Origin of the sequence: Legionella micdadei (genome assembly GCF_000953635.1) — a bacterium.
Taxonomy (GTDB): Bacteria; Pseudomonadota; Gammaproteobacteria; order Legionellales; family Legionellaceae; genus Tatlockia; species Tatlockia micdadei.
Map to the genome: position 1 here is coordinate 301,103 of NZ_LN614830.1, position 17,114 is coordinate 318,216.

The following is a 17,114-nucleotide window of genomic DNA, read 5'->3' on the forward strand; positions in this document are numbered from 1 at the left end:
ATGCATATGCCTCTAAAAAGTCAATTCTACGTTTTTTTGCAGAATTCAGGAATCCCCCACCACAGTTGGCTCGCCGTCGAATAGGTAACAGGAGATAGAACGGGTAAGAATCGTTTATCCTTTTTATTTTTTCCTGTGCAACATTATTTTTCCGATCAATGCTAGGGGATGATACTCGATTGGTTTTATAATCAATCCACTGATCATTCTCTAAAATAAAAATTATGGGCAATTGGAAAACGATAGCGGATATTCGTCGCGAATACGGCGATTTGAATTTGAATGAAGAGTCAATACAAGAAAATCCGATAGCTCAATTTAAGCTTTGGTTTGAGGAAGGATTAGCTACAGAAAAAAGTGATCCTACCGCGATGGTGCTATCAACAGTTGATGAAAAAGGACGACCTGATTCTCGTGTAGTTTTACTCAAGGGATTGGAGGAGGGCGCTTTTGTTTTCTACACTAACTACAATAGTACAAAATCTTTACAAATTCAGCATATGCCTTATGCCGCATTAAATTTTTATTGGCCACAATTGGTGCGCCAGGTGCGAATACGCGGCCGGGTTAAGCGAGTATCGAGAAAACAATCGGACGCTTACTTTGCCTCAAGGCCAATTTCAAGTCAGTTGTCTGCGATCGCTTCCCCCCAGAGCCAAAAGATCGCTGATCGAAATGTATTGGAGCAAGCCTTGAATGAATTAATTGCTAAGCATGGACAAGAAGCTGTTGTGCGGCCAAAGCATTGGGGAGGATATATGGTTATTCCGGATGAGATCGAATTTTGGCAAGGCCGTGATAACCGCTTGCACGATCGAATCCTTTTCTACAAAAAAAGAGGGAAATGGAGTATTTGCCGTTTAGCACCTTAAGTACTTTTATTGAATGCCGGAAGCAAAATTTTGCCTTCCCTTTTGCCCTTCTTTAAGGGGCTATAATTTAAAACGGGCTAAAGTCAATATATTATTTAAAATCAGCTTATTAGCATCAAAATGGAGTTGCAAAAAGGGAACCAACAGAACTTCTTTTGTCAAGAAAGAGTAAAAAAAAAACTGTGTGAGGCATAGTAGGTCATATGGTCGTAGAATGGGAAGAAATGAAGTATTTATAAGGCAAAATTAAATCGTTTATTTGTTGGCAGGATAAATGCTTCGTTAGAAGTATCTGACATTTTAGGACGCTAACAAGAGGGCATTGAAATGATTGACACGACTACATTGTTACCACACATTAGGTTGCGTTTTAATATAGAACATCCGAGTTTAGAAGATTGCTATTCGTTTGGTTATGAGTGCGCTCAAGCCGAGGTGGAAGAGGGAGAAAATCCTTTTCGTGAAGGCAGCAAAGAATATGAGCAATGGCAAGAAGGATGGTGGGCAGGGTTTTACGGTGAGAAACCGTTGTTCGAACCCACTGAAAAAGCTGAGGAGCTACTCTCAGTAAATGAATATGAAGCTGCTAATGAGAACCATTATCCCTTTATCACCAGCTTAGTGAATAGTCATATATTGGCTAACGTGCTCAAAATAACAGGGGCAATTGCAGCAACTGCTGTAGTGGGTTATCAGGTCATCGAACTTGTTGCTTAAACTTAAACACACGGGGTGTATATTGTTTTACTCACTTGAACGAAGGTTGGTTGATTGTTCTGAATAGATGAATCAGCCAACTCGTCCTTTTAAATGGATTTTATTTAAACAATTTCATTACCATAGATTTCATTCGTGCTAGTTCACTAGGGTTAAATTCCTTATAAATTTCCGACCCAATATTAAGACAAACTTTGACTTTTTCACCTATTCCTTTTAGCAAATCAACACCTGATAGTTTGAGGAGTAAGATTTCATCTGCAATTTCCTTAGCCCAATTATCAAAATATTGCATACTAGAAAACACAGGGAGATAGTATTCGCCTCCTTCCTCTAAATAGAGTACCTCAGGCATTTCTGGGGATGAGTTTTTATCAATCGGGATAATAAAGTTCGCTTTAATAAATTCGAGATAAGCTTTATTCGCTTCCTTATTGTTTCCTGCTGCTTCAAAGGCATTTTTTATTGCTAATTCGAGACTATTCATTAAGACGTTACCTATAAAAATTAAGGATTATGGCTGAAAAAGTATACATGGATTGATAAAAATGGTAAGTTCCAGATCGTTCAATGTGTTGAAATAATCATCGCTGGCAGTATAATGTAGTAGCTTTTGTTGATTTATTGACCAAATAGTCGTTTGGATTAAATGCTGAAAGTGAGTTTCAGCTTCAATTAGGATGAAATATAGTAACTGAGTAGTGAATTTATGAATATGATAGCAATGTCTCAGAGTGAAAAGTCAGGTCGTATGAGTCGAATAGGCTTTGCGTGGATTGTTTGGGGATTGGCAGCGGCATTTTATTTTTCCGATTACCTCGCTCGGGTGGCTCCCGGGGTCATGCATCGAAGTTTACAAATTGATTTCGGGATCAATGAAGCACAGTTTGGTATTCTTACAGCTTCTTTCTACTTCCCCTATATTTTGATGCAAGTTCCGGTAGGGCTTACTGTCGATCGTATGAGTATTAGAGCTATCTTAACGGTTATGTCTTTAATCACGGCGTTAGGATGCGGGGTTTTTGGTTTAGCAGATGGGTTGATGATGGCATCTGTAGGACGAATGCTGATTGGTTTTAGTGCAGCCTTTGCTTTTGTGAGTTCATTACGATTAGCCACTTCCTGGTTCCCCCCTGCTATGCTAGGCCTATTGTCTGGTTTAACACAAGCCTTAGGAATGTTAGGGGCAGCTGCGGGTGAAGCGCCTGTCTCTTTTTTAGTCGCAAATGTCGGCTGGCGGCATAGCATGCTCATCATTGCGTTTTTATTCATAGCCCTCGCGGGTCTTTTATATCAATTTGTACAGGATGCCCCAGGAATCAAGCGGCGTGAAATTAAATATGAGAAAACCCTAAGTATTCTTACAAGCTTGCGTATTATTTTGTCTCACCGTCAAACTTGGCTTAATGCCCTTTATGCAGGATTTCTCTTTGGCCCAACGGCTGTAATTGGTGAAGCTATTGGCCCTGCTTATCTACAGTATGGCCGAGGTTTAACTGCTCACGCAGCTGCTTTTGCAACCGGTTTAATTTTCATTGGATGGGGAATTAGTGGTCCTTTATCAGGTTGGATATCTGATAAAATGGGGCGTCGTAAACCTTTAATGATATTTTCAGCTTTATGCGGAGTGATTTTGACCTCGATTTATGTTTTCTATCCGGGTCTTGATAAAACCAGTGCGTACATCCTATTTTTTGTATTTGGTTTGACTAATACAGGTGTAGCAATCGCCTACGCAGTTTCTACCGAGATACATGAAAGTAATGTCATTGGTACTTCGATAGCGTTCACAAACATGATTTCTATTTTTGTTGGCGCCTTAATGCAACCGCTTGTTGGCTTCTTGGTGGATTCTGTATCCGGCGCGCGTGCTTACAATGTAGAAACGTTATCACTTTCTGATTTCCAGGCTGGACTGCAAATATTACCGCTTTGCTCGTTAGTTGCCTTGATCTTAGCATTTACTGTAAAAGAAACATACTGTAAGCCTATCCGAAAGACATAGTAAGTGGCTGTCAGTTATCATTTTTTTCATGTATCTCTTTGCTAGTTAATGGAACTCGTGCTTTAATTACTGCTGTGCCTCTGCAGAAAAAATTGCATGCAGAGGTCAGACACTAACTCGGAGATAATAATGAAAAAATTCACAGGATTAGTGATTATTCTAGCTGCCCTAGTCCTCTTCTCATATTACGGTATGGGGTATCTCACTGAAAAGACGGTGAGAAAGGACCTCAACATAGTGAACCAATCCAATGGCCTTACTGCACACATCGAATCCTACAAGCGAGGCTGGTTTACCTCCAAAGCAATGCTCAACTGGGGCTTGCATGTACCCGAACATGTAGTGACTACAGCCAGTGGCCAATCAGAAACCGTGCCTGCGCAAGATTATAGTATGAAGATGCCCCTCACTATCCATCATGGGCCAATTATATTTGCGAATAAAACGGTTAAATTTGGTTTAGGTTATGCCCATACGGAGTTATCACTACCCCAAAAATTCGCTGAGCAATTGAGTAATACATTCTCTGCTGAATCCACTCAGCCTAAATTAGATTTAAGTTTGTTTGTCAGTTACTTGAACAATACAGGCATTGATGTTTCTGTTCCTGCTTTTAAGCTAATTGCGAAAGAAGGTAATGGGCAACTGGATTGGCTAGGGATGACTTCTTCTACAAGCCTTTCCTCCGATATGGATAATATCGATGGTAATCTTACTGTTGATGGTTTGCGTATTATTAAAGATCAGGTAAAAACCATCATGTCATCCGTGACAAGTGAATATAATTTGCATCGGACAAAAATAGGATTGTATACCGGTGATGCAAGTTTATCCTTCCCTTCTCTCGTTGTTACAAACAATGATAAGAAGATTTTTGAACTTTCCCAATTCGATGTCCATTCGGATACAAACATTGAAGATGGCCTATTTAACTCTCATTTTAAGTCATCTGTAGACAAAATAATGGCCAATGATAAAACTTATGGCCCTGGTCATCTAGAAATAGCAATTAGAAATCTTGATGCTGATGCACTAGCTAAAATCAATCAACAAGCAAACCAAATTCAACAGGGATCCGATGCGCAGCGCCAACAAGCATTGCTAGCTATTTTACCTGAATTGCCACAATTACTGAGTAAGGGTGCTGAGTTTGAAGTAACAGAAATGACCTTTGTGATGCCGCAAGGAACGGTTGAAGGTAATTTGCTTGTTTCTCTACCCAAGTCTGAAACGGCCAATCCTTTTGAATTAATACAAAAGATCCAAGGCAATGGGAAAATAAAAGTTCCGGCTGTAGTGGTTAAAGACCTTCTCACCGAGTCGATCAGACAGAGGATGATGTCTCCGCCACAACCCCAGACTGTTCAGCAAGGCATTGCACAGCAAATGCAACAGCAAGCAGGCCAACCAGCCAATACTGGAAATACCAGTGGTACAGCACCAGCGACTCCCGAGACGCCCGCCGCTACTGCGCCTACAAATCCAGCTGTTATTGCCCAGCAGGCTGCAGCTGCTGCAGATAACCAATTGGCATCAATGGTACAGTCTGGAATTCTAGTATCGCAAGGGAATGACTATATTATCGAAATGACCCTTAACCAAGGCCAATTAACAGTGAACGGGAAACCCTTTAATCCTGCGATGTTGAAATTACAATGAAAATAGATGGTAGGGCTCAGGCTGTGTAATGTTTATTTAGTAGCCGTCCGGATTTGGGTGCCAAGGTTTACCGCAAGAGCACCCAATACAATTCCCCGTTTGGTAGGAAATGAGCCCCAATAACGGAGGTTAAGAGAGTGAGTTAAAATTGCTTGATTCACTCGATATTTCCTGGTTTTTAAGCCAATTTTCTGAATGTAGGCTTGTCAGGAATTATTCTATTAGGTAAGATGCTGATTTTTAAAGGAGGAGTGAATAATAATGACAACAATCAGTAGTGAAGCCGGGGATTCAACTGCATCACTGGCCGCGAGTGTCACTCAATCAGTACAAAAATATTTCGCTGAGCTGAAGGGAACTGATCCTGTTGATCTGTACCAGTTTGTTCTTGAGGAAATTGAGACACCGCTATTCCGCGCTGTCATGGAACATTGCAAATATAACCAATCGCGCGCAGCGATTATGCTAGGCATAAGCAGAGGTACTTTAAGAACTAAACTGCGCAAGTATTTTGATGACAAATACGTTGGTACGAGAGATTAAATTTTGTTACCGCCAGCAGTGGTAAAAAGGAAGCATTATGCTTCCTTTGCCTTTTTATCTTCAACTAATCTAATTGATGGCGATCTATAATATTAAAAACGTGTTGAGTAGGAATTAGCAAACTTTTTTGGGCTAGTTTATTCTGTAAACATAGAGCTTACCGATTCCTCGACGTTCACCCGCTTTATTGCCTGCGCAAGCATATCAGCTAGGCTGACTACCCTGATTTTTTCGCAACGTTTGGCAGATTCGCTAAGGGGGATGGTATCAGTAACAACGACTTCGTCCAAAGAAGAATGTTTGATATTTTCTACGGCTGGTCCTGATAAAACAGGATGAGTAATGTATGCCCTAACACTGGTAGCGCCATTACGTTTCAATTGGTAAGCGGCTGAGCACAAAGTTCCTGCTGTATCAACGATATCGTCAATAATAAGGCAATGCCTTCCAGCCGGCTCACCAATAATGTGCATAACCTCTGATTTGTTCGGTCCACTACGTCGTTTATCAATGATTGATAATTCGGCATCATTTAATAATTTTGCCATGGCTCGTGCCCGAACCACGCCCCCTACATCAGGAGAAACCACCATAAGATTAGGAAGATTCTGATGTTTGATGTCCTCAAGCAAGACAGGTGTGGAGTAAACGTTATCAACAGGCATGTAGAAAAAGCCCTGGATCTGGTCGGCATGTAAATCCACTGTAAGCACTCGGCATATTCCAACTGATGCCATCATATCCGCGACAACTTTCGCGGTAATAGGGACTCGCGCTGAACGGACTCGTCGGTCCTGGCGGGCGTAGCCAAAATAAGGAACAACGGCGGTAATTCGTCCTGCAGAAGAGCGACGCAAAGCATCCGCCATAATGAGCAATTCCATTAAATTATCATTTGCGGGGGCACAAGTCGACTGTACAACAAATACATCACGGCCACGGACGTTCTCAAGTATTTCAACCATGGTTTCGCCGTCGCTGAATGTCCCTACTGTCGCTTGACCGATTGGAATCTGCAGATGGGAAGCTATTTTAAGAGCCAGCTCTGGGTTAGCATTGCCGGTGAAGATCATCATTGTCGACATGTGTAAAAAGCCTTCGTGAGTTTAGCCAGGTATCTTAAACACATAGCAGAAGACAGCCAGAAAGATATAGTTATTATTTGAGCGATCCGGTGAACGCATCCTTCCCGGGTATCTTCTGCCGTCTGTTTACTTGAATCAACAAGATTGTGGCTGGGGTGCTAGGATTCGAACCTAGGAATGCAGGGATCAAAACCCTGTGCCTTACCACTTGGCGACACCCCAATATGTTTTGTAGATTCTTATCTATTCTTCCATGAATGTTGTGCACTACTGCAACGTGCTGCGTATTTTGCAAAGTATTTAAGGTCTTGTCAACGGGATGTCAGTTTATTTTTACATTTCTTAAGTTCGGGAAGCACATTTAAGCAATAGCCAACAATTATATTCATACACCCCGTAATTGATGGCTATCGAGTGCTCCCCAACTTTAAAGCCTCCAGTTTCTGATAATGAACTTGATGAAAATGCCATTACCCTGGAGCCTTACATGAGTAGGAAGGAGGGTGCCTCCAGCAGAGGTATACTGCAGGTATTGAATGGTATAGCCTGCTTGCTTTAATTGCGTTAAGTGGCCTGCAGGATCACGTTTCTCCCCTTGAATGGCAGCAGGAGCCGGAACCCCTCTAATCCAATAATACAGATTAGTAACAGGAAGGCTAACCCCCGTTTGTTTTTTTAACAGAGATTCCGCACTTGAAGACGTCACCGTTTTAGGGCCATCACGCAGGGTTACTGCCCCTCCGCTTCTGCTAATCATCACTGCCCCACTTCCTAAAGGGCCTGATAAGCGAATTTGATATTGACTGGCTCCTCGTTGCATCCAATTCACAGAAGCACTCCATCCCTTATTTTTACTTCGCGCGGCCAGTGCTCCTGAAATATCCCAGGATGATACTCTGGAGGCTGCTGAGGTTGACGATTTGGCGACTTTTTTCTCTTTTTCAGCAGATTTAGCCGCTATGTCTTTTGATCCTTTTTTATTTTCGGCGAGTGTTTTGCTATGAACCGATAATGCTTCTGGTTCATTTGCAGTGGATTCAGGTTGATCGGTTGTCTTGGAGACAGACTCCTTATTGTTGCTTGGCGTTTCTGTTTCAACAGAAACTTGTGGAACCTGGGAGGGTTCAGGGCTAAGATGAGTTTCAATAGGTGAGCGGTGTGCGCAGGCCGAAAGTAGCAAGAAAGAAATAATACAAATACTGCGAATGGCAATCATTTGCAATCCTCCGTTCCATCCTTGTTAAGGCAATAGTTTTTCTTATCACAATACGCTAGACTGCCAAAACTTGCAATTAAAGCTTGTTATCATGAAACACAAAGCAATTTATCCAGGAACTTTCGATCCAGTGACTAATGGTCATGTGGATATTATTACTCGCGCGTCCAAACTATTTCCCGAGCTTATCGTTGGAGTCGCAAGTAATAGTGCCAAGCGGCCTTATCTTTCCTTATCAACGCGAATCGAGCTAATTCAAGAAGCAGTGAGAGATTTACCAGGGGTCTCGGTTATTGGGTTTGATACCTTGTTGATTGATTTTGTCCATGAGCAAAAAGCAGGGATTATTTTGCGTGGCTTACGCGCCGTCAATGATTTTGAATATGAATTTCAGCTAGCGGGTATGAATCGAAAGTTATCTAAGGAAATTGAGACTTTATTCTTAACCCCGTCTGAACACTTGATGTTTATCTCATCAACCTTAGTTCGAGAAATTTCGTCGTTAGGCGGCGATGTTTCTCAATTCGTACCAACTTCAGTGGTTAGAGCTCTTGAGCAAAGGAGAAATCAAAATCCATGAAGCAATTTCAAGCAACATTGCTACTCGTCATGCTCATAGGGATAAATGGAATTTGTAGGGCAGATTTTCCTTCTACCCCTCCAGCTTATGCTGTGGCTTCAGCCCACCCCCTGGCAACCAATGCTGGATTGGAAGTATTAGCTGCAGGTGGAAATGCGTTTGATGCGGCGGTGGCTGTTGCCGCAACGCTCTCGGTAGTAGCACCTTATCATTCTGGTTTAGGGGGGGGCGGTTTTTGGTTATTGCATATCGAAAAGGATAAAAAAAATGTTTTTATCGATGGGCGGGAAACCGCGCCGCTTGCCGCCCACAAAGACATGTTCTTGGGAAAAGACGGTAATCCGGTCCCGGGATTGTCACTTAATGGCGGATTAGCTGCAGCGATTCCTGGTGAGCCAGCTACCCTTGTTTATGTTGCCCAACATTATGGACGCCTTCCTTTAGCAAAATCATTGGCACCTGCCATTCGTCTTGCTGAGCTGGGTTTTCCGGTTGATCATCAATTCAATTATTTCCTTACACTACAAGATCGCTTGCAAATGTTACAGCGTTACCCCGATAGTGCTGCCGTTTTTTTGAATCATGGAAATCCTTATCGAATTGGTGAACGACTTAAGCAACCGGATTTAGCTAACACGCTAAAAACATTAGCAGAGAAAGGTCATGATGGTTTTTACCGCGGAGAAATTGCTAACCGGTTAGTGAAAGGGGTGAGGGCGGCAGGAGGAATCTGGTCTTTAGAAGATTTAGCTCGCTACCAGATTAAAGTCCGTGAACCTTTGCAGGGGGCCTTTCATAACATGTTAATTATTACAGCCCCTCCACCTTCGGCTGGAGGGGTGGCTTTATTAACCATGCTAAACATTCTGGCCGATTACCCGTTACAGTCTCTAACTAAAGTCCAATGGGTTCATTATCTTGTCGAAGCCATGCGACTTGCTTATTGGCAACGTGCAAGATTTTTGGCCGACCCTGATTTTGTTCGAATCCCGTTGGATATGCTTTTGTCTGCTGAGAATGCAAAGCAGTTGCGTCAACTGATTCCTGCCGATAAAGCGTTACCTAGCGAAGCGTTACAAGGAGAAAAATCGAATGTAGAAAGTCAAAGCACCACTCAAATGGTTGTTTTAGACAAAGAAGGTAACCGTGTATCTGCAACCATGACCGTTAATTACATCTTCGGTTCGAGTGTTGTACCTGCCGGGACTGGAGTATTGCTTAATGACGAGATGGATGATTTTTCCATTAAGCCAGGCACAAGAAATGTATATGGTATAGTGGGAAGCGATGTCAACGCTATCCAGCCTGGTAAAAGGCCATTATCAAGTATGGCTCCGACTTTTCTTGAAATGCCAGGTCGCTTAGCTATCTTTGGCACACCTGGCGGCAGTCGTATCCCCACGATGGTGTTGTTGGCTTCCTTAGCATTTAATGATTTTCAGGGGGCAATTACTATGGTTGCTGCTATGCGCTTTCACCATCAATATTTGCCTGATTGGATACAAGTTGAACCAGAAACTTTTTCTCCTGCACTCCAGGCAGACTTAAAGGCAATGGGCTATAACTTGATGTTACTAAAACAGTACTATGGCGACATGCAAGCAATTACTTGGGATAAAGCAAATAACGTGGTTACTGCTGCCTCTGATCCAAGAGATATGGGTTTAGCTGTAGTTATGACTCAAAAGCAGCAAGCGGGTTATGGTTTTAAATATTAAAATGAGTCGGAGATCGACCTTGGGTAAATAAGACCAACCTGCTCAAGTAGTCCCTTCTAAGTGACAAGCAATTATTCACCCACGAGTTGCTTAATGGCTTGGTGTACTCTCTCAACCAATTGATCTCGCGTTTCGTAGGTATATTGAGAAGCATCGATAGCTTTGCCAACATGTATCTCTGCGGTTTGATTGAGGTTAAATTGCGTAGTCCGTGCCGGAAGAATATCATAAGCACCGCGAATTCCAATGGGAATAATTGTGGCTTGAGCGGCAATGGCCGTAATGAACGCCCCTTTTTTAAAAGGGGCAAGTTTGCCATCTTTTGAGCGTGTTCCTTCGGGTGCTATCCACATGATGATCCCGCTTTCTAATAGTTGGCGAGCCTGTTCCAAATCTTTCACTGCTTGGTGTCTATTATGCCGATCGATAAAAGGGAATTCTGCAGCAGCCATACCTTTCCCCATGAGCGGTATTTTTGATAATTCTTTTTTAGCGAGCATGCGGATCGAATAATCGGGAAATGCTTTAAAACTAATAGGAATATCATACAGGCTACTATGGTTACACATGATGATAGTGGCTTTACCGGGCTGCGGTTTGACACGATGTGGATTGATGACCTCACATTTCACTTTCACTAAATTAAGAATACGATTCGCCCAGTGATGGATTGTTTTATCCACCCATGCGCGGTTTGTTGTACCCGTAAAACCCCTTACTATAGACCGGATACAAGCATCTGCTGTGTATAAAGCAGAAAGAACCATTATCCACTGGGTGTGTAATTTGCTAATTTTCATAATAATGATGGATTATAAATAGATGGCTTGATGATACTGCAACTGTTTAAGGTTGCGAAGAGAAAAGAATGCTTAGTCTTATGAATTTCGGTGAATAATGGGCTTGAAAAAGAGATAAAAACAGTTCGGTCAATCTTTACCCCCTAACTTTTTTAGGTTGGCATACAGGACAATATGCAGAATTACGGCCGGCGATGGTAAGGGTTTCGATTGTAGTTCCGCATTGATAACAGGGCAGATTTTTGCGGCCATAAACTTGCAATTTATTGGTAAAATAACCAGGTTTACCCTCTGCGGAGTAAAAATCACGTAGAGTTGTACCCCCAGCATTAATTGCCTGTTGCAATACTTGTGTAATTGACGAAACAAGTTTAGCAAACTCATCATAAGTTGTTTGGCTTGCAGGGGTCAGTGGGTGGATACCCGCATAAAATAAACTTTCAGTGGCATAGATGTTACCAACCCCAACCACAATGTCATTCCTCATAATAAAAGCTTTCATAGTTTGAATTTTGCTATGAGCACGAGCGGATAAGTATTCTGGATTGAATTCTCTAGAGAAAGGTTCGGGACCCAAATGCGCTAGAAGAGGATGTTGCTCGGGATTCTTCTCAATATAAAGCCAAAGGCCAAAACGGCGTGGGTCATTGTATCGAAGCACTTTTCCATTACTTAATATAAAATCCACGTGATCGTGTTTCCCTGCGGCTACATCCTGCCTAACAATGCGTAAGTGGCCAGACATTCCTAAATGGTTGAGCAGATAACCTTCAGATAAATCGAATAGTAGGTATTTTGCTCGACGTGAAATGGCTTTAATTTGCTTGCCCACACAGAGTTGGCGAAGGTCTGGTTGAATCGCCAGGCGTAATTGTTGGTGTCTTACAACGAGGTCAGTGATTGTTTGATCAAGCAAAAATGGACTGATGCCAAGTCGCGTGATTTCTACTTCAGGTAATTCAGGCATTAGTCTCGATCATTATGTTCTATAATTCGCCCTTTGGTTTTAACGGGTGGTTTGCTAACCTGACGGGGAAAAAGGAAATTTTTCACTGAATAAATTGCCCACATCACGGAACCGATCAAAAACCCCCACATCAACACATAGGAAAACATAATAAACAGCCCTATTACGAGGGCAATGGCAATTCCTAAAATAAGAAAGGGAATTAAATTCTGAAAAATGCGTTCTACTTTACCATTCATGTCTCTATCCTGAGGAGTTGCGTTAAGTCCTATTGAACAAGTTATATCTAAAATTATCGTTCACAAGGTGAATTGTTGCAACGAAATTATGTGTTTTGTGATATTATAAGCTAAAGACTGCTGATATTGTTTATCTAAATCCAGGTCGTTGTTTGTGTTTTATACCGGATTTTAGTCTATTATCATCATCAAATCATTAATTGTAGTCGGAGTAACTTATGATCTATGGTATCTTAAACCTGTCATTATGGGGTTATGTGATAGCAACAATAGTGTTAACACAAATTACCATTGCTGCAGTTACTATATACCTACATCGATATCAAACTCACCGTGCTTTAACTTTACATCCGCTTGTTAGTCATTTTTTTCGTTTCTGGCTCTGGCTCACTACCGGGATGATTACTGCTGAGTGGGTAGCCATTCACCGCAAACATCATGCTACCTGTGATATAGAGGGCGATCCGCACAGCCCTAAAGTTTTAGGTTTGAAGAAAGTATTCTGGCAGGGTGCTGAGCTTTACAGGGATGCAGCTAAAGACAAAGAAATGATCGCCAAATATTCTCATGGTACTCCAAATGATTGGATGGAGCGCAACGTTTATAAACGATTTTCCTCCAAAGGTATCCTCCTCATGCTTATCCTTGATCTTGTACTTTTTGGTCTTCCTGGGATTACGATATGGGCGATTCAAATGATGTGGATACCTATTCATGCTGCCGGTGTTATTAATGGCATCGGTCATTATTTTGGCTATCGTAACTATGAATGCCCGGATGCTGCAACCAACATCATTCCTTGGGGATTTTGGATTGGTGGTGAAGAATTACATAATAATCATCACACTTTTGCTTCTTCTGCTAAATTTTCTGTGAAATGGTGGGAGTTTGACATTGGTTGGCTCTACATACGCTGTCTCTCGTTTTTGGGTCTTGCCAAAGTTAAAAAGTTACCGCCTAAATTGGCTCGCGATACAGGAAAGCTGCATATCGATCTGGATACAGTTAAGGCTGTAATAGGTAATCGCTTTCAAATCATGTCTCATTACTATAATCGGGTTGTCCGCCCAATTTTAAAGCACGAACGCTTAAGCACAATAAATAAAGCCGATAAGCGTTTATTTCAGCGTGCAGGAAAGCTATTGCGCCGTCAAGATACCTTACTGTCGCCAAGGGCAAAAACACGGCTACAAACGTTGTTAGAAAGATATGAACAGATTCGTGTTGTTTATAACTACCGTCAATCATTGCAAAATATCTGGCTGAAGACGGCTAGCTCACAAAAGGAACTAGTAGAGGCACTGCAGCAGTGGTGTAAACAAGCGGAAGAATCAGGTTTAGAGGTTTTGCGGCAGTTCGCTCTGCAAATCAGAGGTTACGTGCTGCAACCAGCCAAACTAAGTTAGTGCCTTTTTGCTCTCCTGCACTAACTTTCTCTCCTTAGAGATAGCTCCCTGATTTCGAGGGGTAGCTATCTTTCTGAAATCCCCTGTGTGCACACATAACTTAAACGCCAATTATTGGTATACATGGTGTCCTGTTTCTAAAAACAAAATTCTGTTTAATATGCATTAACGCCCCAACAATTCTGGAAATTCATAAATAGGGAATAATCTGTTGCTAAAATAATAATATTAACCAACAATGAAGATTGACATTAGATTACTTTTGCTTTGAAGTAGTAATACCAATCACAATTGAGGAGAGCAATTTATGGAACGGATGACGGCTGTTGTAACGGGTGGTACCGGTGGGATTGGCACGGCTATTTGCAGACGACTTGCGTCAGAATACCAAGTTGTTGCTTGTTACTATAAGCATGGAAAGCATGAGGAAGCTAAGCATTGGCAAGAGATTCAAAAAGAAGCAGGCTACGATATCGATATCATTTATGCCAACATCGAGAATTTTGCTGATTGTGAAAATCTCGCCTCTCTTGTGATGGAGCGTTATGGGCGCATTGATGTTTTAGTAAATAATGCAGGAATCACTGCGGATGTGAGTTTGAAAAAAATGACACCAGAACAGTGGCAGCAAGTCATTGATGCTAATTTAAATTCAGTTTTTAATGTGACGCGAAATGTGTTGCCTGCCATGTTGGATAAAGGGTATGGGCGAATTATTAGTATATCGTCAATAAATGGCCGCAAAGGTCAATTCGGTCAATGCAATTATGCATCCAGTAAGGCGGCACTCTTTGGTTTTAGCAAAAGTTTGGCTCTAGAAGTCGCTTGCAAAGGAATTACAGTAAATACTATTTCTCCCGGTTATATTGAAACACCAATGCTGGCTGGAATGAAGGAAGAGGTTCTACAAAGTATTATTGCTAATATACCTGTTGGCCGCTTAGGAAAACCTGAAGAAATTGCAGAGGCAGTTGCGTTTCTTGCAGCTCCTGGAGCAGGTTTTATAACAGGTGCTAATCTGGATATTAACGGCGGACAGTATATGTAACCTCAGGGAGAGGAATGGTATGCAAAAGGATAAAATTGCACTGATCACTGGTGGTACGGGTGATATTGGTACAGCTATTGTTAAGCAGTTGAATCCTCTCTACGGTAAAGTGATTGCGCTTGATGTTGTTCCTGGGGATAAGGCTGCCTTGTGGCAGTCTGAACTGCATCAACACGGTTTTCAGCAATCGTTGTTCCGACGTATGGATGTAACGGATTTCGATCAGTGCAAAGTAGTCATTGACAGCATTATTCAAGAGTTTGGTCGTATTGATGTGCTGGTAAACAATGCGGGCATCACTCGCGATGCAGTATTCAATAAAATGACGAAGGAGCAATGGGATGACGTATTACGGGTTAACCTTGATGGCATGTTTAACGTAACTAGGCATGTAGTGGATTGCATGCGCAGGCAAGAAAGCGGGCGGATTATCAATATTTCTTCTGTGAATGCGCAGAAAGGGCAATATTCACAGGCCAATTATGCTGCTTCTAAAGCGGGTATTTATGGTTTTACTAAAAGTCTTGCCCAGGAATTAATGGCAAAAAATATAACTGTTAATAGTATTTCTCCAGGTTATGTGAACACACGGTTAATGCAAGGGATTCGCCCAGATATATTGAAGTCGATTATTGAATTAATTCCTGCAAAACGGCTCGCGGAGCCTGAAGAAATTGCGTGGGTAGTGGAGTTCTTGGTTAATGATAACAGCCGTTATATCACCGGAGCTAATTTAAGTATTAATGGTGGATTACACATGTACTAGTAAAATGCTAATAAATCAAGGTAAACAGAGCATGAACATTTAGTTGTCATGATATTTGCATCTATCCATCATGGAAAAGCCTTATCTTCGTGTGAGATTAAAATGGCAAGATTAATAAAGAAATATAAAAACCGTAGACTTTACGATACAGAAAAAAGTCAATATATTACAGTCGAGGAGCTTCAATCTTATGTCATAGATGGTATCCCTTTTCGCGTGGAAGATTCGACCACGGGCAAGGATATAACCACCGCTACCCTTCTGCAAATTTTTGTGGAAATGGAAAGCGGACCTACTCAGTTTCTAACTCAGGAGATGTTGCGTCAATTAATCATTCTTGCTCATCATCCGATGAGCAAGTCATTTAAAGACATGTTGGAGCAGATGTTTTCTGGGTTGGAAAATTCGTTAGGAAGAAATCATTATCTGAATGATTACCAGAAGGCAACGGACACCTGGAATCAACAAATGCAAGAGTTCATGAAGCAATGGCAAGGTTTTTTTAAGCCTTGAACGAACGACTATGCTGCAACGCAAAAAAATCAATCTAAATGCTTGACAGATGGATGGAGAGAGTACTAATCTAATATTGTGCGCTGCAACATTTTGAGGAGATAATGATGAATCAACCTTTCGAAAGATGGAGTGAGTTAGCAAAAAAATTGCAAGCTCCTTTTCAAGAAATTGCTGAACTCAATGTAAAAACTCTACAAGGTTTTAATTACATCAAACCAGATGAGTTGGCTAATCTAAAAAAACCAGAAGAATTGTTTGAAAAGCAAATTAGTTTAGCAGTTGAGAACGGCCATAAGGCATTAGACTATATGCAAAAGTCTTTTGAAATTATGGAAAAAGCAATGCTTTCTTTTGTACAAGAAGTCAAAAACAAAAGCGAATCTAAGCATTAATTCTCTGGGCAAAGAAAAAAATTAGATGACTGATAGTGGGTGAGCTTTCTGACCCTGTTCAGGCACGCTCTAATTCATCCTCACCAATTGCCACGTTTTAGACGTGGCAATAGTTACCTCATGAATAAAATAAATTCCATTGGTTAAATTCCCTATTGATGATTTTGGCAAATTAAGAAATAAAATCTTTAATTATGTTGCATTGCAAAAAAATAAAAAGGAAATGCCTTGACATATGGTTGTTCAAATACTAATCTATTATTGTGCGCTGCAACATTTTGAGGAGAATATAATGAACCAACCATTTGAAAAGTTAAATGAGATAGCAAAAAAATTGCAAGCACCTTTTCAAGAAATTGCTGAACTTAATGTGAGGACTCTTCAAGCAGTTAATTATCTAAAACCTGAAGAACTAACCACGATAAGAAAACCAGAAGAACTCTGGGAAAAGCAAATCAATTTGGCTGTAGAAAATGGTCACAATGCATTAAATTACATGCAAAAAACATATGAGATCATTGAAAAAGCCATGCTTTCGTTAATGCAAGAAACAAGAAAAAATAATCCTTTGCATTAATCGTATTT

19 protein-coding genes and 1 tRNA gene are annotated in these 17,114 nt (G+C 41.2%); 13 read left to right on the top strand and 7 right to left on the bottom strand.

Annotated features, from left to right (window positions below):
• Positions 1 to 224: 224 nt before the first annotated feature.
• On the top strand, positions 225 to 872 hold the full coding sequence (gene pdxH / locus LMI_RS01370) for a pyridoxamine 5'-phosphate oxidase (protein ID WP_045098207.1): 648 nt from the start codon (positions 225 to 227) through the stop codon (positions 870 to 872).
• A 327-nt stretch (positions 873 to 1,199) separates the two neighbouring features.
• Positions 1,200 to 1,589, top strand: coding sequence for a hypothetical protein (locus tag LMI_RS01375; RefSeq protein ID WP_045098208.1), 390 nt, complete (start codon positions 1,200 to 1,202; stop codon positions 1,587 to 1,589).
• 100 nt (positions 1,590 to 1,689) lie between these two features.
• Here LMI_RS01375 and LMI_RS01380 read toward each other — a convergent pair whose 3' ends face one another.
• Complete coding sequence (locus LMI_RS01380; protein ID WP_045098209.1) at positions 1,690 to 2,076, bottom strand: SseB family protein; 387 nt, start codon at positions 2,074 to 2,076, stop codon at positions 1,690 to 1,692.
• Between the two features lie 222 nt (positions 2,077 to 2,298).
• On the opposite strand from LMI_RS01380, the gene LMI_RS01385 reads away from it, so the two are divergent.
• The 3 genes from LMI_RS01385 (at position 2,299) to LMI_RS01395 (ending at position 5,796) form a co-directional block, all read left to right on the top strand.
• Positions 2,299 to 3,594 carry an MFS transporter gene (locus LMI_RS01385; protein WP_045098210.1) on the top strand — a complete coding sequence of 432 codons (1,296 nt, stop codon included), beginning with the start codon at positions 2,299 to 2,301 and terminating at the stop codon, positions 3,592 to 3,594.
• Positions 3,595 to 3,723: 129 nt separating this feature from the next.
• A complete protein-coding gene (locus LMI_RS01390) occupies positions 3,724 to 5,253 on the top strand; it encodes a YdgA family protein (protein ID WP_045098211.1) in 1,530 nt (509 codons plus the stop codon).
• Positions 5,254 to 5,514: 261 nt separating this feature from the next.
• Positions 5,515 to 5,796, top strand: a complete 282-nt coding sequence (locus LMI_RS01395; protein WP_045098212.1) for a helix-turn-helix domain-containing protein — start codon at positions 5,515 to 5,517, stop codon at positions 5,794 to 5,796.
• A gap of 137 nt (positions 5,797 to 5,933) precedes the next feature.
• Here LMI_RS01395 and LMI_RS01400 read toward each other — a convergent pair whose 3' ends face one another.
• From LMI_RS01400 to lolB, 3 genes are all read right to left on the bottom strand, one after another.
• Positions 5,934 to 6,881: a ribose-phosphate pyrophosphokinase gene (locus LMI_RS01400; protein WP_045098213.1), complete on the bottom strand. Its 948-nt coding sequence runs from the start codon at positions 6,879 to 6,881 to the stop codon at positions 5,934 to 5,936.
• A gap of 147 nt (positions 6,882 to 7,028) precedes the next feature.
• A tRNA-Gln gene (locus LMI_RS01405) sits at positions 7,029 to 7,103 on the bottom strand.
• 205 nt (positions 7,104 to 7,308) lie between these two features.
• On the bottom strand, positions 7,309 to 8,097 hold the full coding sequence (gene lolB, locus LMI_RS15020; protein WP_082050681.1) for a lipoprotein insertase outer membrane protein LolB: 789 nt from the start codon (positions 8,095 to 8,097) through the stop codon (positions 7,309 to 7,311).
• A 91-nt stretch (positions 8,098 to 8,188) separates the two neighbouring features.
• Here lolB and coaD point away from each other — a divergent pair, with 91 nt between their 5' ends.
• Both coaD and ggt read left to right on the top strand, forming a co-directional pair.
• Complete coding sequence (coaD, locus tag LMI_RS01415; protein WP_274518769.1) at positions 8,189 to 8,677, top strand: pantetheine-phosphate adenylyltransferase; 489 nt, start codon at positions 8,189 to 8,191, stop codon at positions 8,675 to 8,677.
• 29 nt (positions 8,678 to 8,706) lie between these two features.
• Positions 8,707 to 10,395, top strand: coding sequence for a gamma-glutamyltransferase (ggt, locus tag LMI_RS01420; protein WP_045100495.1), 1,689 nt, complete (start codon positions 8,707 to 8,709; stop codon positions 10,393 to 10,395).
• A gap of 71 nt (positions 10,396 to 10,466) precedes the next feature.
• On the opposite strand, the gene LMI_RS01425 is transcribed toward ggt, so the two are convergent.
• The 3 genes from LMI_RS01425 to LMI_RS01435 all read right to left on the bottom strand — a co-directional run bounded on the left by LMI_RS01425 (position 10,467) and on the right by LMI_RS01435 (position 12,401).
• Positions 10,467 to 11,195, bottom strand: a complete 729-nt coding sequence (locus tag LMI_RS01425; RefSeq protein ID WP_045098215.1) for a lysophospholipid acyltransferase family protein — start codon at positions 11,193 to 11,195, stop codon at positions 10,467 to 10,469.
• A gap of 136 nt (positions 11,196 to 11,331) precedes the next feature.
• Positions 11,332 to 12,162 carry a bifunctional DNA-formamidopyrimidine glycosylase/DNA-(apurinic or apyrimidinic site) lyase gene (mutM, locus tag LMI_RS01430; RefSeq protein ID WP_045098216.1) on the bottom strand — a complete coding sequence of 277 codons (831 nt, stop codon included), beginning with the start codon at positions 12,160 to 12,162 and terminating at the stop codon, positions 11,332 to 11,334.
• Positions 12,162 to 12,401 (bottom strand): hypothetical protein, encoded by a 240-nt coding sequence (locus LMI_RS01435; RefSeq protein WP_045098217.1) that lies wholly within the window; start codon positions 12,399 to 12,401, stop codon positions 12,162 to 12,164. Before LMI_RS01435 ends, mutM begins: the two co-directional genes overlap by 1 nt.
• A 218-nt stretch (positions 12,402 to 12,619) precedes the next feature.
• On the opposite strand from LMI_RS01435, the gene LMI_RS01440 reads away from it, so the two are divergent.
• From LMI_RS01440 to LMI_RS01465, 6 genes are all read left to right on the top strand, one after another.
• A complete protein-coding gene (locus LMI_RS01440) occupies positions 12,620 to 13,807 on the top strand; it encodes a DesA family fatty acid desaturase (RefSeq protein WP_045098218.1) in 1,188 nt (395 codons plus the stop codon).
• A gap of 307 nt (positions 13,808 to 14,114) precedes the next feature.
• Positions 14,115 to 14,855: an acetoacetyl-CoA reductase gene (gene phbB, locus LMI_RS01445; protein WP_045098219.1), complete on the top strand. Its 741-nt coding sequence runs from the start codon at positions 14,115 to 14,117 to the stop codon at positions 14,853 to 14,855.
• Positions 14,856 to 14,874: 19 nt separating this feature from the next.
• Positions 14,875 to 15,621, top strand: coding sequence for an acetoacetyl-CoA reductase (phbB, locus tag LMI_RS01450; RefSeq protein WP_045098220.1), 747 nt, complete (start codon positions 14,875 to 14,877; stop codon positions 15,619 to 15,621).
• Between the two features lie 102 nt (positions 15,622 to 15,723).
• The gene (locus LMI_RS01455) at positions 15,724 to 16,134 is read left to right on the top strand and encodes a polyhydroxyalkanoate synthesis regulator DNA-binding domain-containing protein (protein WP_045098221.1); all 411 of its coding nucleotides are present in this window, start codon (positions 15,724 to 15,726) and stop codon (positions 16,132 to 16,134) included.
• A gap of 104 nt (positions 16,135 to 16,238) precedes the next feature.
• Positions 16,239 to 16,529, top strand: coding sequence for a phasin family protein (locus tag LMI_RS01460; RefSeq protein ID WP_045098222.1), 291 nt, complete (start codon positions 16,239 to 16,241; stop codon positions 16,527 to 16,529).
• Positions 16,530 to 16,821: 292 nt separating this feature from the next.
• Positions 16,822 to 17,106, top strand: a complete 285-nt coding sequence (locus LMI_RS01465) for a phasin family protein (RefSeq protein ID WP_045098223.1) — start codon at positions 16,822 to 16,824, stop codon at positions 17,104 to 17,106.
• Positions 17,107 to 17,114: the final 8 nt, after the last annotated feature.